This window comes from Sphingobacterium sp. UT-1RO-CII-1, from assembly GCF_026711005.1.
Taxonomy (GTDB): domain Bacteria; phylum Bacteroidota; class Bacteroidia; order Sphingobacteriales; family Sphingobacteriaceae; genus Sphingobacterium.
Genome location: NZ_JAPPVJ010000004.1, coordinates 161,600 through 182,435 on the forward strand (window position 1 = coordinate 161,600; position 20,836 = coordinate 182,435).

The 20,836-nt window shown below is 35.7% G+C and carries 21 protein-coding genes; 9 read left to right on the top strand and 12 right to left on the bottom strand.

All coding sequences use genetic code 11. The annotated features are described in order from the left end of the window. Positions 1-81 precede the first annotated feature (81 nt). From mscL to tsaB, 5 genes are all read left to right on the top strand, one after another. On the top strand, positions 82-495 hold the full coding sequence (gene mscL / locus ORI89_RS10435; protein ID WP_268230418.1) for a large-conductance mechanosensitive channel protein MscL: 414 nt from the start codon (positions 82-84) through the stop codon (positions 493-495). A 153-nt stretch (positions 496-648) separates the two neighbouring features. Beyond that, positions 649-807 carry a 50S ribosomal protein L34 gene (gene rpmH, locus ORI89_RS10440; RefSeq protein ID WP_268230419.1) on the top strand — a complete coding sequence of 53 codons (159 nt, stop codon included), beginning with the start codon at positions 649-651 and terminating at the stop codon, positions 805-807. Between the two features lie 51 nt (positions 808-858). Then, positions 859-1,263, top strand: coding sequence for a ribonuclease P protein component (locus ORI89_RS10445; RefSeq protein ID WP_268230420.1), 405 nt, complete (start codon positions 859-861; stop codon positions 1,261-1,263). Next, positions 1,235-1,489: a membrane protein insertion efficiency factor YidD gene (gene yidD / locus ORI89_RS10450; protein ID WP_268230421.1), complete on the top strand. Its 255-nt coding sequence runs from the start codon at positions 1,235-1,237 to the stop codon at positions 1,487-1,489. The genes ORI89_RS10445 and yidD overlap by 29 nt, the downstream gene beginning before the upstream one ends. Positions 1,490-1,494: 5 nt before the next feature. After that, positions 1,495-2,193: a tRNA (adenosine(37)-N6)-threonylcarbamoyltransferase complex dimerization subunit type 1 TsaB gene (gene tsaB, locus ORI89_RS10455; RefSeq protein WP_268230422.1), complete on the top strand. Its 699-nt coding sequence runs from the start codon at positions 1,495-1,497 to the stop codon at positions 2,191-2,193. Here tsaB and ORI89_RS10460 read toward each other — a convergent pair whose 3' ends face one another. Further along, on the bottom strand, positions 2,194-3,096 hold the full coding sequence (locus tag ORI89_RS10460) for a CorA family divalent cation transporter (protein WP_268230423.1): 903 nt from the start codon (positions 3,094-3,096) through the stop codon (positions 2,194-2,196). It abuts the gene before it with no gap. 115 nt (positions 3,097-3,211) lie between these two features. Continuing rightward, positions 3,212-3,835, bottom strand: coding sequence for an OmpH family outer membrane protein (locus tag ORI89_RS10465; protein WP_268230424.1), 624 nt, complete (start codon positions 3,833-3,835; stop codon positions 3,212-3,214). 238 nt (positions 3,836-4,073) lie between these two features. Between ORI89_RS10465 and gyrB the strand changes: the two genes are divergently transcribed. Next, positions 4,074-6,032: a DNA topoisomerase (ATP-hydrolyzing) subunit B gene (gyrB, locus tag ORI89_RS10470; RefSeq protein ID WP_268230425.1), complete on the top strand. Its 1,959-nt coding sequence runs from the start codon at positions 4,074-4,076 to the stop codon at positions 6,030-6,032. Positions 6,033-6,126: 94 nt separating this feature from the next. Next, on the top strand, positions 6,127-7,005 hold the full coding sequence (locus ORI89_RS10475; RefSeq protein WP_268230427.1) for a pirin family protein: 879 nt from the start codon (positions 6,127-6,129) through the stop codon (positions 7,003-7,005). A 43-nt stretch (positions 7,006-7,048) separates the two neighbouring features. On the opposite strand, the gene ORI89_RS10480 is transcribed toward ORI89_RS10475, so the two are convergent. The 7 genes from ORI89_RS10480 to ORI89_RS10510 all read right to left on the bottom strand — a co-directional run bounded on the left by ORI89_RS10480 (position 7,049) and on the right by ORI89_RS10510 (position 13,950). Then, positions 7,049-7,627, bottom strand: coding sequence for a hypothetical protein (locus ORI89_RS10480; protein WP_268230428.1), 579 nt, complete (start codon positions 7,625-7,627; stop codon positions 7,049-7,051). Position 7,628: 1 nt separating this feature from the next. Beyond that, positions 7,629-8,438, bottom strand: coding sequence for a metallophosphoesterase family protein (locus ORI89_RS10485; protein WP_268230429.1), 810 nt, complete (start codon positions 8,436-8,438; stop codon positions 7,629-7,631). 158 nt (positions 8,439-8,596) lie between these two features. Then, positions 8,597-10,531, bottom strand: coding sequence for a 30S ribosomal protein S1 (gene rpsA / locus ORI89_RS10490; RefSeq protein WP_268230430.1), 1,935 nt, complete (start codon positions 10,529-10,531; stop codon positions 8,597-8,599). Between the two features lie 229 nt (positions 10,532-10,760). Continuing rightward, positions 10,761-11,729 carry a YihY/virulence factor BrkB family protein gene (locus ORI89_RS10495; RefSeq protein ID WP_268230431.1) on the bottom strand — a complete coding sequence of 323 codons (969 nt, stop codon included), beginning with the start codon at positions 11,727-11,729 and terminating at the stop codon, positions 10,761-10,763. Further along, a complete protein-coding gene (locus ORI89_RS10500; RefSeq protein WP_268230432.1) occupies positions 11,729-12,139 on the bottom strand; it encodes an acyl-CoA thioesterase in 411 nt (136 codons plus the stop codon). Before ORI89_RS10500 ends, ORI89_RS10495 begins: the two co-directional genes overlap by 1 nt. Before the next feature lie 4 nt (positions 12,140-12,143). Continuing rightward, positions 12,144-13,187, bottom strand: a complete 1,044-nt coding sequence (gene mltG, locus ORI89_RS10505) for an endolytic transglycosylase MltG (protein WP_268230433.1) — start codon at positions 13,185-13,187, stop codon at positions 12,144-12,146. Positions 13,188-13,200: 13 nt separating this feature from the next. Continuing rightward, on the bottom strand, positions 13,201-13,950 hold the full coding sequence (locus tag ORI89_RS10510) for a PASTA domain-containing protein (protein WP_268230434.1): 750 nt from the start codon (positions 13,948-13,950) through the stop codon (positions 13,201-13,203). Positions 13,951-14,493: 543 nt separating this feature from the next. On the opposite strand from ORI89_RS10510, the gene ORI89_RS10515 reads away from it, so the two are divergent. Then, entirely contained in the window at positions 14,494-15,507 is a 1,014-nt protein-coding gene (locus tag ORI89_RS10515; protein WP_268230435.1) for a D-alanine--D-alanine ligase, read from the top strand. Between the two features lie 61 nt (positions 15,508-15,568). Here ORI89_RS10515 and ORI89_RS10520 read toward each other — a convergent pair whose 3' ends face one another. Both ORI89_RS10520 and ORI89_RS10525 read right to left on the bottom strand, forming a co-directional pair. Further along, a complete protein-coding gene (locus ORI89_RS10520; protein ID WP_268230436.1) occupies positions 15,569-16,063 on the bottom strand; it encodes a dihydrofolate reductase in 495 nt (164 codons plus the stop codon). Positions 16,064-16,096: 33 nt separating this feature from the next. Beyond that, a complete protein-coding gene (locus ORI89_RS10525; protein WP_268230437.1) occupies positions 16,097-16,918 on the bottom strand; it encodes a thymidylate synthase in 822 nt (273 codons plus the stop codon). A 114-nt stretch (positions 16,919-17,032) separates the two neighbouring features. On the opposite strand from ORI89_RS10525, the gene mtaB reads away from it, so the two are divergent. Continuing rightward, positions 17,033-18,352, top strand: coding sequence for a tRNA (N(6)-L-threonylcarbamoyladenosine(37)-C(2))-methylthiotransferase MtaB (mtaB, locus tag ORI89_RS10530; protein WP_268230438.1), 1,320 nt, complete (start codon positions 17,033-17,035; stop codon positions 18,350-18,352). A gap of 53 nt (positions 18,353-18,405) precedes the next feature. On the opposite strand, the gene ORI89_RS10535 is transcribed toward mtaB, so the two are convergent. Beyond that, entirely contained in the window at positions 18,406-20,661 is a 2,256-nt protein-coding gene (locus ORI89_RS10535) for an inorganic phosphate transporter (RefSeq protein WP_268230439.1), read from the bottom strand. Positions 20,662-20,836 lie beyond the last annotated feature (175 nt).

The following is a 20,836-nucleotide window of genomic DNA, read 5'->3' on the forward strand; positions in this document are numbered from 1 at the left end:
TATTTTTGTTTTAAAAGTCTTGAAAATTGGAAATATATTTATCATTTTTGTTTTTAAATTGTTTAATTTAAATATTAAGATATGGGGTTTTTAAAAGAGTTTAAAGAATTTGCGATGCGCGGTAGCGTAATCGATTTGGCAGTAGGGGTTGTAATCGGTGGAGCATTCGGTAAAATCGTTACTTCATTGGTAGATGATATCATTATGCCTCCAATCGGTTTTATTACTGGTGGGGTTGATTTTAGTAATCTAAAATATGTGATGGTTGATGCGGATGCAGCTGCTGGTATTGAGGAGGTTTCGTTGTCGTATGGGAACTTTATTAATGTCGTTATTCAGTTTTTAATTATTGCACTATGTATATTTGTGGTAATTAAAGGATTAAATTCTCTGAAGAGAGAAGAGGAAGTAGTGCCAGAACCAGAAGTAGAACCTGCACCGACTAAAGAAGAAGTTCTTTTAGCTGAAATTCGCGACTTATTAAAAAATAAATAGTTTATAGTATTAAAGAAAGCTCGTTTATTGGAATGCAATTATTCCTGCATTTTTTGGAAGTTTAATTTGCTTATTTTATAAAATAGCTTTACTTTTGCGTTCCCTTGTTTAAGGGATTATTGATTGGAAATATTAAAATAAGTATAAAGCGTCATGAAAAGAACATTTCAGCCTTCGCAAAGAAAAAGAAGAAATAAGCACGGATTCAGAGAGCGTATGAGCACGGCTAACGGTAGAAGAGTATTAGCTTCTCGTAGAGCTAAAGGAAGAAAACGCCTTACAGTATCTGACGAAGGTCGTCACAAAGGATAGTATGTATGGCCGGTGACTCGTGCGAGCTAACGAATCGGCATGAAGGTCATCATGAGAAATACTTTTACAAAAGAAGAGCGATTGTGTAGCAAAAGACTTATTGATAGTCTTTTTAATCAGGGCTCTTCTTTTGTTGTATACCCTTATAGAGTGGTTTTTTGTAAAAGGCCGCTTATGGACGCCGAAATGCTGTACCCTGTACAATGTATTATATCGGTGTCAAAAAGAAGGTTTAAAAAGGCTGTAGATAGGAATAAGATAAAACGGCTAATGCGTGAATCTTATCGGCTTAATAAATCTGGATTTCACCAGTTTTTAAGACAGAATTCTCTGGAGCTTTTAGTAGCTTTTCAATATGTGGGTAAAGAAGAACTACCGTTCGAAAAAATGTGTGTGCGAATGGAAACTGTTTTAGAACGCTTAGAATATGAAAGTATTAAAGCTTTTATGGGATAATTTAGTGGTTTTGCCAGTTAGGTTTCTTTTCTTATCAATCATTCGGATTTATCAATTATTTATATCCCCTCTGTTAGGAGCTAACTGTAGATACTACCCTACTTGCTCGCAGTATGGCAAAGAAGCTATTCTGAAGTACGGTCCGTTTAAAGGTGGATTTTTAGCTATAAAACGCATTCTGCGTTGTAACCCATGGGGTGGTCATGGTCATGACCCTGTTCCTTAAGTTCTATGAAAAACATATATATTCTTCAAATAGAAACAGCGACACCTGTGTGTTCAGTTGCAATTAGTCTTAATGGTGAAACGTTGGTGTCTATAGAAGCTGAAGAGCAAAATATACATGCTAGCCATTTAACATTATTTATTGAAAAAGCTATAATGGATGCGAATCTGAATTATAGTGATTTGTCGGCGATCGCTGTTAGTGAAGGACCTGGATCGTATACTGGATTAAGGATCGGTGTTTCTACTGCGAAAGGATTGTGTTATGGGTTAAATATTCCATTCATTGCTATTAATACATTGGATGCTATGTGCTCTGGTTTTTTAAAGGAAAGAAAGGAGGAATATATAGCAAATAGCCTTTTTATTCCTATGCTAGATGCTAGACGTATGGAGGTATATATGGCAACATACACTGCAGACGCAAAACTTTTAATAAAGACAAAAGCTGAAATTATTGATGAGGACAGTTTTTCGAACACTGAGGCTGCAACGGTTACTCTTTTTGGAAGTGGTGCAGATAAGTTCACGGATTTATTTGCTGACAATAGAAAGGTACAAATAAGTCCTGGGTTTAAAAACTCTGCGGCTTTTATGAGCTTTTTGGCATTTGTCGCTTTTGAAAGTCAGGATTTTGAAGATTTAGTATATTTTGAACCTTATTATTTAAAAGATTTTATTGCAACCACACCTAAGAAAAGATAATTACAGCCAGTTTTTTCTTTTGAACCATATGTAAATGATCAAGGCGAGGCCAGCCATTATTGCCATAATAATAGGATAGCCGTAATACCATTCTAATTCGGGCATGTTAACGAAATTCATACCATATACGCCAACTATAAAAGTTAAAGGCATAAAAAATACGGATATAATTGTCAACGTTCGCATGATATCATTGGTATGGTTGGACTCTATGTTGAAATAGATGTTGAGTAACTGAGCCGTGTTTTCTGCCATATTTCGGTATAATGTGCTAGAGCGGGAGTATATGTCTCTTAAATCTTGTGTGTATATGTTTTTAAAAGCCGGTAGATGAAAGAAGTCTACGATATCTTTATATAGTGTAAGTATGATGCGTATTAAATCAACCTGACGCTTAATATAATAGATGTCGCGTAAAAGCATTTTGTTTCGTGTGCTCAGGAAGATGTTTTCTTCACAATTATCTAGTTTTAAACTAAGGTCATTAATGAGTAGATTTTCGAAAGTTTTTAAAGCCTCTGATGTTAAGTGATTAATGAGTAATTTGCTGGAGTTTAATTTCGATATAGGATAGTTTATTACTAGGTTTTCTATATAACCTATTTCTCCACGATGTACGGTAATTATAAATTTATCATTAAAAAATACAGAAAGACGAACAGTTACTTCAGTTAGCGAATCAGAATGGTTTTTAAAACTTTCAGGGATAGAACGTATCACAAGAAAGTGGTAATTATCAAATTCCTCTATTTTTGGTAGATGCCCGACTTGAAGGCAGTCTTTAATTGATTTTTCGTGAATGTTGTATTTCTCTTTTAAGGGATCAAAATCTGTTCGAACAGGATCTTTTATATCAATCCATTCGAATGGTGCTTGGTCTTTGTCTAGTACAGTGCGGATCATAGTAAACGTATAACGACTGGTAAATAGTATACAAGGTATCAATCAATCGGTATAAAAGCAAACAGAAAAGCCTTAGAAGTTATTCTAAGGCTTTTCTGTTTGCTGTTGTATGCAATTATTTTTTATCTTGTTTTTTTGTATTAGTATACTCTGCATTAAGAGCTTCGATTACTTGTTTCGTAATGTCTAGCTTTGAGTCTGCGTATAATACTGTAGGGTTAGACTTAGAATATGTTAATACTAATGTATAGCCTTTTTCCTCAGCATGTTTTTTTAGATATTCAGTTATGGTATTATAGACATTATTGAATTCGGTAGATTCATCTTGAGCTAAGGATGCTGAAGCATTTTGATCTAAGCGACCCAACTCGTCTTGCTTACGCGCTAGTTTTTCTTCGGTTGCTTGACGGTCCGTTGCGCTCATTGTAGCTGCTTTTTGTTGATAATCTGCTACTTCGCGCTGAAATGCCTGCCCTTTAGACTGTAAATCGCTTTGTGCTTTTTTTACTTTGGCTTCTAGTTTTGTTCTAATGTCTTTGAAATATTCGTATTTCTCAGATAGGCTATCTGAGTTAATATATACTATTTTTTCTTCAACTACATTCGAAGAACTTACTACTGCGCTTGAATCACTAGAATTTGCTGCCGGTTTATTGGCGTTTTGATTACATGAAATCGTAAACATTGTAGTTGCTAAACCTAGGGTTAAAGCTGACAAAGTTTTAGTTAATCTATTCATTACTTATATGTCTTTTCTGTTTAGAAAACAAACCTAATATAAATAAATTGAATTATCTCTAATTCATTTGAAATTCTTAATGATTTTTAATCGCAATTCTTTTATACAGTGATTTTATACTTTTAGGATCTTATAATTTACTCGCCTTATATAGAAACAGTAGTACGTTTTTGCTTGATTACTAGCAAAAAAAATCGTATTTTTGAATGTTAAACAATACTCATTTTAATTTAGTTTCATGAGCGAAGAAAAGAAGATTGAATCAACGTATTCGGCGGATAATATCCAAGTTTTAGAGGGATTAGAAGCTGTACGTAAGAGGCCTTCCATGTATATTGGTGATACTGGAATTAAAGGATTGCACCATTTGGTCTACGAGGTTGTTGATAACTCCATTGACGAAGCTGTTGCAGGTTACTGTTCTGAAATATCGGTTACTATTTGTAAGGATGGAGCTATATCGGTTACTGATAATGGGCGAGGTATCCCCACCGGAATTAATAAAAAAGAAAATAAATCGGCTTTAGAAATTGTTATGACTGTCCTTCATGCTGGAGGAAAGTTTGATAAAGATACATATAAGGTTTCAGGAGGATTGCATGGTGTGGGGGTTTCTTGTGTGAATGCCTTGTCATCTCATCTATCTGCTGTTGTGCATAGAGAAGGAAAGATATTCCAACAGGAATATGAAAAAGGAAAACCGCTATATGATGTTAAAGAAATAGGAACAAGCGAAATAACAGGAACTACAGTTGTATTTACGCCTGATCCTACTATTTTTACGATGTCTACGGTATATAATTATGATACCTTGGCAAACCGTTTACGAGAGCTTTCTTTTTTAAATAAAGGCATTACACTTACTTTGACCGATGAACGCGAAGTCTTAGAGGATGGTAGCTATATGTCGGATGTGTTTTTCTCAGAAGGTGGGTTGCGTGAATTTGTGAAATTCTTGGATGGAACAAGGCACGCTTTAATTCCTGAACCGATTTATGTAGAAGGGGTGAAGCAGGGAGTGCCTGTAGAATTGGCATTGCAGTATAATGATACTTATTCTGAAAACGTGCATTCTTATGTTAATAATATTAACACTATTGAGGGGGGAACGCACGTATCGGGTTTCCGTAGAGGATTAACACGTACCTTAAAAGCTTATGCTGACAAATCAGGCCTTTTGAAAAATCTAAAAGTGGATATTACAGGTGATGATTTCCGTGAAGGTTTAAGTGCTGTGATATCTGTTAAGGTAGCAGAACCTCAGTTTGAGGGACAAACTAAAACAAAGTTAGGGAATAACGAAGTGATGGGAGCGGTAGATGTGGCGGTTGGAGAAATATTAGGTATATATTTAGAAGAGCATCCTAAAGAAGCTAAAACTATTGTCCAGAAGGTTATTATAGCGGCTCAGGCGCGCGCAGCAGCACGTAAGGCAAGAGAAATGGTGCAGCGTAAGACCGTAATGGGTGGTTCTGGATTGCCTGGTAAACTTGCTGACTGTTCGGATACAGATCCAGAAAAATGTGAAATATTTTTCGTCGAGGGAGATTCCGCAGGTGGTACTGCTAAGCAAGGACGTAATAGAAAATTCCAAGCGATTATGCCGTTGAGAGGTAAAATTCTTAACGTAGAAAAAGCAATGGAACATAAGATTTACGAAAGTGATGAAATAAAGAATATGTTTACGGCACTTGGTGTGAGTATTGGTACAGAAGATGATTCAAAAGCCTTAAACCTTGCTAAGTTGCGCTATCATAAGATTATTATCATGACGGATGCTGATGTGGATGGATCGCATATTGCTACGCTTATTCTAACATTCTATTTCAGATATATGAAAGAGCTTATTGAGCGTGGTTATGTGTATATTGCCACACCACCATTGTATCAGGTGAAAAAGGGTAAAGACTTTGAGTATGCATGGACAGAAGATCAACGTGTAGCAGCTATTCAGCGATTGAAAGGAGCAGGAAAAGAAGAGTCAGTGCATGTTCAACGTTATAAAGGTCTGGGAGAGATGAATGCAGAGCAGCTATGGCAAACAACCATGGATCCTGAACACCGTACTTTGAGGCAAGTTACTATTCAGAATGCAGCAGAGTGTGATCGGATTTTTTCTATGTTGATGGGAGATGAGGTAGCGCCTCGACGCGAGTTTATTGAAAAAAATGCACGTTATGCAAAAATTGACGTATAGCAATACATAGTTTTGGAAGTAGTGAAAAATCCCAATTGCCAAAAGCATTTGGGATTTTTATTTTGTAACTTAGGAGTAACAAAAAATTATAGCGATGTCGAATATTCATTTTATACACGAAGAGAAAGCAGCTGATATAGGTAACTTTCTTGTAGGAAGATTATTGCCATTTAGACAAAAAAGATCTATTGGTCCTTTTGTGTTTATAGACCATATGGGGCCGGCTTGTTTAGCTGATTATGAAAACTTAGATGTCCCGCCGCACCCACATACAGGTTTATCTACATTAACGTATCTGTTTGAAGGAGCTATTATGCATAGAGATAGTATTGGTACCGAAATTGAAATTCAGCCCGGGGCCGTTAACTGGATGACTGCAGGAAAAGGCGTGGTGCATTCTGAACGTACGCCAGAATATTTAAGACAGCAGGATAAATTTTTGCATGGTTTGCAAATATGGGTAGCGCTGCCTAAAGAGCTGGAATTTATGGAGCCTGAGTTCTTTCATGTAGAAGCGAAGGATATCCCTAGTTGGGAAGAAGATGGTGTCGCTTATAAACTTATAGCAGGAGAAGTGTTAGGACATAAATCAGCTGTTCCTGTATACTCGCCTTTGTATATGATTGAAATTAAATCAAAAGAGGATAAGGTAATTGACCTGGGAGGAAAGTTATTTGGCGAGAGTGGTTTGTACATTTTAGAGGGAGAAGTAGAAAATGGGGGCGATGCTTTTGGCCCTAAACTGATATTAATAACGAAAGATGCACACTTATGTGCTTTCACTATAAAAGCAAATACTACTATTTATATTTTCGGTGGAAACCCGTTTCCAGAAGAACGTTTTATATCTTGGAACTTTGTCGCAACTAGTAAAGAAATTTTAGAGCAAGCAAAAGATGACTGGAGAAACCATCGTTTTCCTAAGGTGATAAATGATGACGGATATGTAGCATTACCAGAGGTCAAACGTTAATTAATGTTCATTTGGGTGCTCAATAATTGTATTTGGGAGGCGGCTATTTGAGGTGATAGACTACCCCTAAAGCAATATTCCAAATATTTTGTAAACCAATAGATTTTGGACTTTTAGCGAAGTTAACAATATGTTTGTCGGTGGTACCTAATTCATAATAAGCACCCCACTTTTTATATTTAACTTCGCTACCAACAAATATTCCTACATTTAAGGCAGTAGATAAAATGTAGTAACCACTTTCAAAATGGCTGGGCGGAGTTAAAAAATAATCGTTACCGAGTGAGTAATTGAAAAGAAAGCCTGTGTTAAGCCAGTTGACTTTAATTTCGTCATTGTATACACGATGTATAGGAGCAAACTTTCCTTTTAGTGTTAAAGAGTGTATTGCTTTATTAGGACCGTACTTCTTAGGGACAACACCGTACATAAAATCTCCTTTCCATTTGTTATTCTTAGTGTGATAACCAAAACCAACAGAGAACATTCCAATATTCCCCGCATGTTGTATTTTTAAGTTATGAGGCATTATCTTGTATAAGACATGATCTGTTTTTGATTGTCCATATATGTTATTAAATATTAATAAGCTAAGGATAATTGTAGTGAAATACTTATTCATTTTAGAAAAACTCTTGACTGTAAGATATGCTGTCGCCGTGTACGGCTACTTTTACATAAGAACGCCTTCTTAAGGTTGCTGTAGTAACATAAGGAATGCCATCATTAAAGACTTCAGCTTCATGATAGGAGTGTGTATGTCCGTGCAATGATAAACGGGAATTGGTGGCACTTGATATAAGTTGACCATGTTGGGCTTTCTTACTTTGATCATAATCGAAATTATCTGGTGTAATATGAGATAAATAAATAATGTTTCTTTTATTTTCGAAAGATTTTATTTCGTTTTCTACCCAAGATAAATTAGGTAGGCTACCATCGAAGGCTACCTCACGCGAATTGGAATTGAATAATATAAACCCGGTTTCACCAAAAGAGAAAGAGAAGTCTTCTGGACCAAAATATTGCTTGTATAACTCCCTACCATTCCCTAACATATCATGGTTACCTATAATAGTGACAATAGGTACATTTAGCTTTTTGATGTTATCGTAATAATAGTTGTACTCGAAATTAGTGCCATAATCAGCGACATCACCTCCATTTAGTATAAAGGAGATACTGTCTTGGGGAAGCTTATTGACCATCTTGACAAAACTTTCTAACTGGTCATATGCTACTTGAGTGTCTGATATAAAGAAAAAAGTAAAGTGATCCTTAGGTTTTAAAGATTGAATTTTTTCTATATTAATTGTATTTAAATCTTTTGCTAATGGACGAACCTCAAGGACAGAGTATTCAAATGGTCTCTTACAGGAGGAAAGTAATAGACTGGATAATGTGAAAATAAAAACTAGATATACACGAATCATATATTGCATATTTAGAGTGGCGGTGCACTTTGAATTATTAATGCAAAAATATGATTATAATATCTGACTTATGTAATCAATAAGTCAATATTTTGTTTAAATAAAAACCCCAATCAAAATATTGATTGGGGTTCAGAATTAGTATGTGAACTATCTAATTACTTAGATTTTTTCTCATCACCTTCCATTTGCTCTTTTAATTGAGCAAGAACGTCTAAATCACCTAAAGTAGATTTTTCAACAGAGTCTTTTACTTTTTTCACTGCCGAATTAGCTGCTTTAGCTTCTTTTTTACGTGCGTTAAACTCATCAATACGCGCTTCTGCTTTTTGATCTTCCCAGATGCGTGAGTGAGAAATAACTAAACGCTTGTTCTCTTTATTGAATTCGATGATTTTGAACTCGTTAACTTCGTCAACTTTTAACTGCGTACCGTCTTCTTTAACAGAGTGTTTGTTCGGGCAGAAGCCTTCTACTCCATATTGTAGAGCTACGATATCACCTTTATCACCAACTTTGATTACTGTACCTTCGTGAACAGATCCTTCAGTGAAGATTGTTTCGAATGTATCCCAAGGGTTTTCTTCCAGTTGTTTGTGACCTAAAGAAAGTTTACGGTTTTCTTCATCTAATTCTAAAACAACAACCTCTAAAGTTTCGCCTACTTTTGTAAACTCATTAGGGTGGTTGATTTTTTTAGACCATGACAAGTCTGAAATGTGAATTAAACCATCGATACCTTCTTCTAACTCAACGAAAACACCAAAGTTAGTCATGTTTTTAACAATAGCTGATTGTTTTGAACCTACTGGGTAACGCTCAGTAATGTTTTTCCAAGGATCTGGTGTCAATTGTTTGATACCTAGGCTCATCTTACGATCTTCGCGATCTAAAGTTAAGATTTCAGCTTCAATTTCGTCACCTACTTTTAAGAACTCTTGAGGAGAACGTAAGTTTTGTGACCATGACATTTCTGATACGTGGATTAAACCTTCAACTCCAGGGATAATTTCTAAGAAAGCTCCGTAATCAGCAACTGTTACGATTTTACCTTTTACTCTAGAACTTACAGCCAATTCTTTGTCCAGTGACTCCCATGGGTGTTCTGAAAGTTGTTTTAAACCTAAAGCGATACGTTTTTTCTCGTCGTCAAAATCCAATACAACAACGTTGATTGTTTGATCTAGTGTCAATACCTCTTTCGGGTGTTCGATACGTCCCCAAGAAATATCTGTAATGTGAAGTAAGCCGTCAACACCACCTAAGTCGATGAATACACCGAAATCTGTAATGTTTTTAACTGTACCTTCTAGTACTTGACCTTTTTCTAGTTTAGCAACGATTTCTGATTTTTGGTTTTCTAAATCGTCCTCGATTAATACTTTGTGTGAAACAACAACGTTTTTGAATTCATGGTTGATTTTTACAACTTTGAATTCCATTGTTTTACCTACATAGATATCATAATCGCGGATAGGTTTAATGTCGATTTGAGAACCAGGCAAGAACGCCTCTACACCTTTAATGTCAACGATAAGACCTCCTTTGGTACGTGATTTTACGAAACCGTCGATGATCGTGTCATTTTCCAAAGCAAGGTTAATCGCTTCCCAAGATTTTTGGGTTTTAGCGCGTTTGCGTGATAATACCAATTGACCATCTGCATCCTCTTGTGATTCAACAAATACGTCTACCGTATCACCAGCTTTCAAGTCAGGTAAGTCACGGAACTCAGATAATGCTACAAGACCGTCTGATTTGAAACCAACGTTCAAAACAACATCTTTGTTGTTGATTGATACTACAATACCTTCAACAATTTCACCTTGGTTGATTTGGTTGAAAGTGCCTGCATACTGCTCTTCTAGTTTAGTACGCTCAGCTTCGCTGTAGTTACCGAAAGCTTTTTCATCAAGATCCCAATCGAAATCACCTTCAGGTGTACTCCAAGTGTTAGATTTGATTTCGTCGATTAATTTTGAATCTGCTTCAGACTCGATTGTTTCAGTGTCTTTCACTACTTTAGTGTCAACACCCTGTAGCTCTGCGTTTTTCGCCGCTAACTCTTTTTCTGCTTCTTGTTTTTTTGCCATTAATTAATTTATCTCCTTTTCCCCACGTTGTAGGGACTGCAAAAATACGAAAAACTTTTATATACAAGAGCTTATGTGTAAAAAAAGTATATTATTAGATTAAATGTTGGAAGAAGAGGCTTAATTGTGCGTGAACTAAAAACACTTTAAAAGTTTTTTTTAAGGCGTACTGGTTTGGGTATTAGTTGTTTGCTTTTCTTTAAGCGAAGATAATAGTCCGAATATATAATTATTTATGTCTAAAGGAATTGTAAATTTTTGGTTTGATTATTTTAATACTTTTTTTTGAAAGTGCAATTGCGGCATTTAATTCAAATCCAATAAGAAGGATTAGAGAATTAAGCTGCATCCAGATCATAACTACTATTAACGTACCAATAGAGCCATAAAGTTTATTGTAAGCCCCAAAATTATTGATGAAATAGGTGAAGCCTGAAAAGGTGAGTATTGCAAGGATGGTAGCAAGACTAGCCCCTGCATTCAGGAATTTCCATTTTTTTGAATCACTCGGACCAAATTTGTATAGCATACTTACCGTTATAAAGTAAATACCAAATAATACAACCCATCGCGAAAGTTTGATAACAAATGTCCAAAACCATGATAAGTCAAAATCGATATTTTTTTGTAGATATGATATAGTTAATCCAGTAGCTGTAAATATTCCTATTCCTATTATCAGTGCTGCGACAATACCAAAAGACAATGCTAAAGCTACTAGCCTCCTTTTATGCCATGATCTTTTCTCTTTTGATAAGGAAGCTTTATTAAAGGAGAGCATCAAGGTGCTCATGCCATTGGTAGCAAAAAAGGTAGCCAGAATAAAACCCATGGATAATAGTCCGGAGTTTTGATTTTTTATGATATCTTCTAAAGTTGTTTGTAGGACTTCATATGCATTGTGTGGTAACGCTATCTGTATGATGTCCATCAGTTTCTTTTGAAAGTTATTAACCGGAATATAAGGAATCAGGGTAAATAGAAATAGAATACCTGGAAATAAAGCAAGCATAAAATTGTAGGCGAGAGACGAAGCTTTATGTATTAAGGATTCTCGTGCTATTTCTCGGAAGAAGAAAGTTAAGACTGTGTACAGAGGAAGCGAACCAAATCCTGGTAAAATAGTTCTTTTAGACCACTCTATAAGGTTGTCGTAGATTTTGGCCTGGAGTAGAAGAGTATGTATCTTCTTAAACATTATTTAGAGAAGTAGACATTTATTTTGTCTAAGAAAACTTGAGGAGCTTTACAAGGTCTGTTTTTTTTCATATCGACAAAAACAAGCTGTGTTGACCCCGTGTTTAATAAATCTCCATTTTCATTGAAAATTTCATAGTCGAAAGACAGTCTGACAAGTGGTTTCTCTTTGATAATCGTTCGAATTGTAATCAGATCATCATAGTGTGCAGGTTTTATATATTTTGAACGGAGATCCGTAACGGGGAGCATTACGCCCATTTCTTCTAACTCTTTGTAAGAAATTCCTGTACTCCGTAACATTTCTGTTCGGGCAACTTCGTAAAAAGAAGCATAATTTCCATAATACACGTAGCCCATTTGGTCTGTTTCTGCATAACGTATGCGTAGGTTGGTTTCGTGTATAAACATTTTATTATTTTTTTATATTTCGCTCATCCAATGCTCTTTGAAATTTACGAGCATTGATTATATGTTCTGCTTGTGTTTTGGCAAAATTATGATAACCTGAGAAATCATCTTTTGCACACATATAGATGTAATCATGTTTTGCATAATCCAGGACAGCATCTATTGATGCAATGCTGGGTAGCATAATAGGGCCTGGAGGTAAGCCTTTATAACGATAAGTATTGTAGGGATTATCGATAGTAAGATGTTTATTGAGTACTCTGCGGATAGTAAAATCGTTGTTGGCAAAAATTACAGTTGGATCCGCCTGAAGTAGAATACCTTTTTCTAATCTATTTAAGTATAATCCTGCTATTTGGGGCATTTCATCTATATGTAAAGCTTCACCTTTAACAATAGAGGCCAAAACGCCTACTTCTTGAGGCGTGAGGTTTAAAGCTTTCGCTTTATCTTTCCGTGCACTGGTCCAAAATTTGTTGTATTCGTTATTAAATCTTTCTATAATTTTATCTGGAGATGTGTTCCAATAGATTTCATAAGTGTTCGGTATGAACATTGTGAAAAAGTTGTCCTGTGTAAAACCGTAACTTTCAGCTAGCTCCTTGTTGTTTAATGCTTGGGAGAAAGCGGTTGAGTCACTCTCGAAGCTATTGCCTAATAGGGCAGCAAAGTTCTCTTTAAGTCTTAAGTTTTGAAACCTAAATTTTATTGGATCTTGATTTCCTGTTCTTAAATTTCTAATAAGTTCACGATTTGACATGCCTGGATTTAATTTGTAACGACCGGGTTTTACCGAATTGTTGTAATCCATTGCTTTAGCTGCGTAGTCAAAGTATGTTACATTTTTTACTATTTTCCTATCATTTAGCTGTTGTAGTACATCTTCATAAGAGTCATTTGTAGCTATGTATAAGTGACTTTCTTGCTCAGTGACATTATTGCCGATAAAAGTTTGATAGCCTATCCAACCTATAAATGCACTTGCAATTAAGAAAAAGGTTAATATAAACCATACAATTTTTGATTTTCCTTTTTGATGTTCAGACATTCTAGTCATCGAATTAATTTGCTAGTGTAATATCAACTACTGTGCCTATACTTACGATACCTGCACTTACTTCGGGATACTGAAAGGTTACCTTAGCATCTGGATTGTCTCCATTAGAATAGGTGATTTCTCCCATTTCTAAGCCTGCCCCTTTGATCGCAAAACGTGCTTCCTCTAAGGAAAGCCCAATGAGATTAGGCATCTCGACTTCGTTAGCTCCCCGACCATTTCCTAATACAAGTGTGATTTGGGAACCTTTGGCAATCATACGCCCCGCATTTAACGGTTGTCCCTCATATTTTACTTCTAAAACTACATCGCGGGCTATGTCCGATATATAAACAGTGTCTTTTATTTTTAAGGATTGGTTGCGTATGATAGCAGAGGCTTCGATTAACGTTTTGTCGATAATGTTTGGAAAAGCAACTTCTGGAGCTGTTTCTGTAATTACTGTGAGGTAGATAGTACGTCCTGTTTTTACATGTGATTGTGGCTCTGGGTCTTGTTCAATAACGGTACCTGGCGTTATATCCATTTGGTAAACAGAGTCTATAGTGTATTCTAAGTCGGCATTTTCTAAAAGTCGTTTAGCTTCGTTGATATGAATGCCTTTAACTGTAGGCACCTCAATCGAGTCACCATGTTTCGTGTATGATTTTAAGCCGAAATAAATTGCTGAAAAAAGAATGATGATGACCACAAGAAGGGCAATTAGACTTCTTTTAAAAGCATTTGTCTTTAGATATAATAGTAATTTTGACATCAATTTTTCTTTATACAACTATTAACAGGAGTCTAACTTCTTATATTCGTAACTCCACGATTTATATTAAACAAAATTATTCGTTTTTCTGTGTAACGCAAATTATATTTGTCTACATTTTATATTAAGGTCGAAATTATGTAACCCTTATATTGCTATGTGTCTAATTATATTTTCCTAAATATACTGATAACAGTAGTTATAATGCTAGGAAAACAGGAATAATTAGTGATAACGAATGAATACTTTATTAAACATAACAATTTCATAAAGGTACTGTAAAGTAGAGATTGCTAATGATAAATATTTATAATCGATAAGTAAATAAATAAAAGTCGAGCGTAATAAGGAAGGCTTTATAATCATATTAAAATTGAAGCTTATGAGCTTCCAGAGAAGTTGAGTATATAAAATATCGATAGGGGATAGGTTGTGCAAACATATAAAGATGCATAATAATCTATGTATGTGAATAGAAATAAGATTAGGCATAAGCGTATAGTAGATATTTAATATGGTCGTTAAAAGGTAAACTAAAAAAAGATGAAAATAAAAGTAGCGCTAATAACAGGTGGATATACAGGAGAGGCAGAGGTTTCTTTGAAAAGTTCAGCTTTTGTAGCTGACCATTTAGATCGAAGTAAATATGATGTATATAAAATTATCCTGACTGCTGATGATTGGATGTTCACAGATAAATTAGGTATTAAACATCCAGTGAATCGAGAAGACTTTTCTTTATCAATTGGAGGTGAAACCGTACGCTTTGATGTTGCTTTTATTATTATTCATGGTTCCCCTGGTGAGGATGGGCGTTTACAGGGATATTTTGACATGATAGGCTTACCTTATACGACTTGTGGTGCTTTAACTTCTGCTTTAACGATGAATAAGGGCTATACAAAGTCAATCATATCTGACATTCCAGAACTCTATGTAGCTCCCTCTGTTTTATTGTTTGAAAGCCATCGCTTAAATAGTGTGGCAATGGTTTCTGAAAGACTTAGATTACCTTACTTTGTAAAGCCTAATGCTGGGGGCAGCAGTATTGGGATGACGAAAGTAAAAAAAGTAGACGAGCTGCAGAAAGCTATTGATAAAGCTTACGATACTGAAAATACAGGAAAGCAGGTGTTAGTAGAAGAGTTTGTTACGGGGAGGGAGTTTTCGCAAGGTATATTTAAGAATGTAAAAGGTGAGTTAATTGTATTGCCAGCAACTGAAGTAAAAACGACCAGAGAGTTTTTTGACTTTGAGGCCAAATACACACCAGGTTTGACCGAGGAAATTACACCTGCAGACTTAACGGATGAACAAAAGTCAAGAGCGGATCGTATTATTAAAGAAATCTATATACGTTTAAATTGTAGTGGATTAGTGCGTGTTGATTTCTTTTTGGAGGAGGAAAGCGATAAGTTTTTCTTTATTGAGATTAACACGGTGCCGGGACAAACTGCACAAAGCTTTATTCCTCAGCAGGTTCGTGCTATGGGAGTGAACGAGTGTACATTTTATAGTGAGTTAATTGAAGCTGCTTTGACGACAAGCAACCTTTAGATCTATTTCCACTAGCGATAATTAATTATCCCCCATTAGTAATCTGATCGGGGGATTTTTTTTATATCTTTTCCCATACTTCGAAAGTGAAGTCATAGGCATGTTTATCATCTTTCGGATGATATTCTTGATGAGTAAGTTTCCATTGTGCTTGGGGTAACTCAGGGAAGAAGCTATCAGCTTCTATATTTGTATGTACTCTGGTTAAAAGTATCTTTTGTGCTAGAGGTAAAGTTTGCTCATAAATATTTGCTCCTCCAATAATGAAAATCTCACGTTCATCGCGACAATAGGTGAGTACTTCGTCTAATGAATTTGCAACATCAACTTCGTCAGAGACCCAGTTTTGGTTACGTGTAACCACGATATTTCTACGATCCGGTAACGGTTTGCCAATGGAGTCAAAAGTTTTTCGCCCCATAATAATGGAATGACCTACTGTGTTTTTTTTGAAATATTTAAAGTCGTCCGGAAGATGCCATAGCATTTTGTTGTCTTTTCCTATAGCATTATTCTCTGCAGCGGCAACTATGATGTTTACTTTTAAATGACTCATTGTTTAAATAATATATGCTTTTCTAAAATCGTGCTAAATAGCAACAGGAGCTTTGATATGTGGATGGAAGTCGTAATCTACAAGCTCAAAATCTTCGAATTTGAAATCAAAAATGTTTTTAACCTCAGGGTTTATTTTCATTTTCGGCAATGCCTTAGGAGTCCTACTGAGTTGTAACTCTGTTTGTTCAAAATGATTACTGTAGACATGAGCATCTCCCAAAGTATGTACAAAATCTGCTGCCTCCATATCACATACTTGTGCCACCATCATGGTTAATAATGCATAGGAAGCAATGTTAAAAGGAACACCAAGAAAGATGTCTGCACTACGTTGATAAAGCTGGCAGGATAGTTGGGGTTTGAAGAGACCTTTTTCAGGTTGAGCTGGTGCTACGTAAAATTGAAAAAAAGCATGACATGGAGGCAGTGCCATGTGCTCGATTTCTCCAACATTCCAAGCAGACACTATGATTCTCCGCGAGTCAGGATTTTTTTTCAACTGCTGTATTATCTGTGATATTTGGTCTACATATCTTCCGTCAGCTGTTGGCCATGAACGCCATTGTGAGCCATAAACAGGGCCGAGGTTTCCTTGGTCGTCAGCCCATTCATCCCATATACTAACACCATTTTCTTTTAAGTATTGTATGTTAGTGTCTCCTTTTAAAAACCAAATTAACTCATGTATTATAGAACGTAAGTGTAGTTTTTTTGTGGTGACTAAAGGAAAGCCTTCCTTCAGATTGAACCGCATTTGATGTCCAAAAACACTTCTAGTGCCTGTACCGGTTCTGTCACTTTTATCGGTGCCATTTTTATAAACATGTTCTAGTAAATCTAAATATTGTTTCATCGGGAAAGATCTGATAGTAAGTTTACGAATATACTTGTTTTTAAATCATTAAAATATCACAATTTATCAACAGCCTATATTTTAGTTCTTTTTATGTATTTTTGTAAAATTATTATGGATAAAAAAGTTGCTTTTTATACCTTGGGATGTAAGTTGAATTACTCCGAGACGTCTTCAATAGGTCGTATTTTTAAAGATGCTGGTTATGAAACAACAGCCTTTAATACGAAGGCAGATGTATATATTATCAATACATGTTCTGTTACTGATCATGCTGATAAAAAGTGTAGGAAGGTCGTTAAGGAGGCATTAAAATACTCTCCCAATGCATATATAACTATTGTAGGTTGTTATGCACAGCTTAAGCCTCAGGAAATTGCGGAAATACCAGGTGTTGATATGGTGCTAGGGGCAGCAGAAAAATTTAATATTATTGAGCATATTAATGACTTGACGAAAAAGGAAAAAGCTGTTGTTCATAGTTCGCCTATTGACGAAACCAATCAGTTTATTTCAGCTTATTCTATGGGCGATCGTACGCGTACTTTTTTAAAAGTACAGGACGGTTGTGATTACTCGTGTACATTTTGTACTATTCCGCTCGCTCGGGGAGCTAGTCGTTCAGGTAAGATAGAAGATATTGTTAAACAGGCTGAAGAGATTGCAGCATCTGGTGTTAAAGAAATTGTATTGACAGGTGTTAATATCGGTGATTATGGAATAAGAGATGGGAAACGGCAAGACCGATTTGTAGATCTGGTTACAGCGTTAGACCAAGTAGAAGGCATAGATCGTATTCGTATTTCTTCTATAGAGCCAAATCTTTTGGCAAATGAAATTATTGAATTTGTAGCAAAGTCCAAACGTTTTGTGCCGCATTTTCACATGCCTTTACAGTCGGGGAGTAATAAGGTTTTAGGCATGATGCGTAGGCGTTACAAACGGGAGCTTTATTTAGAACGTGTTGCAAAGATAAAATCTCTGATGCCTGATGCATGTATCGGTGTCGATGTTATCGTCGGGTTTCCTGGAGAGACAAGAGAAGATTTTCTGGATACTTATAACTTTCTAAACGAGTTAGATATCTCTTATTTACACGTTTTTACTTATTCAGAGCGTGAAAACACTATTGCTGCCCAAATGGAGGGAGCTGTCCCTGGCTCACAACGTAGCGATCGTAGTAAGATGCTGCATATTCTTTCAGAAAAAAAGAGACGTGCTTTTTATGAAACACAATTGGATAAAACTGGGGAAGTACTGTTTGAAGGAGATATAAAGGATGGGTATATGCATGGTTTTTCTAAAAACTATGTTAAAGTAAGATCGTTGTATGATCCTTTGCTTGTCAATGAAATTGTCGCTGTGAAGTTTACCTCAATCAGTGAGCATGGAGATGTAGATGTGGAGGAGTTACCAGCGCTATTAGTTCATTAAAAAAATGATTTCTATAAAATAAGAAAGGCGCTTCATGAAGCGCCTTTCTTATTTTATCGTGTTTTATTTCTAAAGTCACTAAACTCGGTGTGTGTTCTTAATAGTTTGAAAGTTGAACTCACCAGTTCGTTTGTTTCTAATAATATAGAGAAGTATAGTTTAGAGTTTTTAGGGCTATTTTCTGAGGTGCGGATACGCTCAATTTGAGTGTCCAACATCTCGTTGATAAAGTCCTGTAGTGCATTTCTCTCGTTAATGATATCATCAATTTTAGTGAAGTCTAAACGTTTGTACATATCATTTATTTTCGAAAACCAGTGACTTAAGTGTTCAGAGACTTGCTTTAAGTCTTTTGCTTGATTTATCTTTAATGCCTTGTGGTTATTATCAACGTGTGTATGGATATTATTTGATATTACAATTAAATTTTCAACAATATCTTGCAGGTAACCTAACGACTTAATATAGTACCTACTTGCTTTTACAGAATTGTCGTCTAAATTGCGAATGAAGTCGTATAGCCAATTGTTTGTTGAATTTAATTCTTTGTTCAGTTTCCTTATCAATTTACGATCAGTAGATAGCGAATTTAAATCTTGATTGATTAAAGCATCAATCATTTCCTTATATAAAATGTTGGTCTTTGTGACCACCTCGCTGATTTGGGCTGCTTTGGCTTCTGTTACTTGTTGTATAGTTTGAATATTTTGTTTAGCAAGCTTTTGTTTTTCTAATTCTTTCTCTTTAACCTTTTTATCGTGGTTTTTAGCGTTTTTCCATAACAAGAAAACTAAAACTGCTAATATGCCTATAAACGCATATATGTCGCCAACTTTTAAAAGATAGGCCGCAATAAAAGCTCCTAAGAAAGCAAAAGCTGCTGTGACAAACCAACCACCAATAACATGGAAAACGCCAGAAACTCTATATACAGCACTTTCGCGGTCCCAAGCACGGTCGGCAAAAGCTGTACCCATAGCCACCATAAAGGTTACATAAGTGGTAGAAAGAGGAAGTTTCATAGATGTTCCAAGTGCAATTAGGCTACTTGCAACCATCAGGTTGACAGATGCACGAACCATATCAAACATAGGTTCATCATCTGATTTCTTTTTAGTTGCTATTGGCGCTTCGAATTTTTTATTTAAGCTACTCTGTAGCGTTCTTGGCATAATATATCTTAAGCCATTACCTAGAGTAATAAAGAAGCGAACAATGATACGGGAAGGATAGTTTGCTTCGAACTTTTCATCTCCACCACCTTGGCTAGACAAGCTCATTTCAGTTTCTATTACTGTTTTTGCTTTCTTTGAAGTCCATAGCGTAACAACCATAATGAGGCCTGATATTAATAATATCCAAATAGGCGCTACAATTTCATCATCAGCTAGGGCAGTCATCATAAAGCTCGAAGTATCCGCCGCACCTGCTTGTGAAAAGATACCAATTGCTTGATAAGCAGCTACAGGTACTCCAATGAAATTAACCAAGTCGTTCCCTGCAAACGAAAGAGCTAACGCAAAAGTGCCTATTGTAATAATCAGCTTAAAGATATTCACTTTTAGCTGAATGGCTATATAACTTATTATAGTGAAAAGAACAAAACAACCAGCAAGTAATGCCATTTCGTGTGTGGCTATCCAACCTTTTACATCTGATCCAATGAAGGAAACTTCTTTTAGACCTTTAATAAGGATAAAGTAAGAAATTGAAGCTAAGGCTAACCCTCCAAAAAATGGGCCTACTGTTTTTTCTTTCTCGACAAATTTGAATGTAAACAAAAGACGTGACACATATTGTACAATCATTCCTACTGTAAACGAAACCCCAACAGATAAGACGATACTAAAGACTATCTCTGAGGCTTTTTTCGTATTTATAAAAGAGGCTAACTGATTCCAAGCTAAATCGTTGGTTACAATTTTATAGATAGCTAAACTTACAGCTGCTCCAAGCAGTTCAAAGACTATGGATACTGTTGTTGATGTTGGAAGACCAAAGTAATTAAATAGGTCAAGTAAGATAACATCTGTGACCATTACAGCCAGAAAGATGATCATTACATCATGAAACGAGAATTGTGCAGGTACAAAAATACCGCTTCGGGCTATTTCCATCATACCGCTCGAGAAAACTGCACCGCACAGTATACCCAAGCTTGCAACAACCATGATAGTTTTGAAGGGGATAGCTTTAGAGCCAATTGCTGAGTTTAAAAAGTTAACCGCGTCGTTACTTACGCCAACCATTAAGTCAATCGCAGCTAAAGCAACAATTACGAGAAGAACAATCAGTAGATAATTTTCCATTAATTAGATGTTTGTAATAGTGCAAAGGTCGGTTTAAAATCGATAAGTTATATTAATTTAATGTTAAGTTTGAATTAATATCGATTTAATAGCCGTGATTATATAACATGTTTTCTGCCTACCACTGTAATAAAAGCTTCTAGAGCGTTGTAAAAGCTTGTCGCTTGTTGAAAAA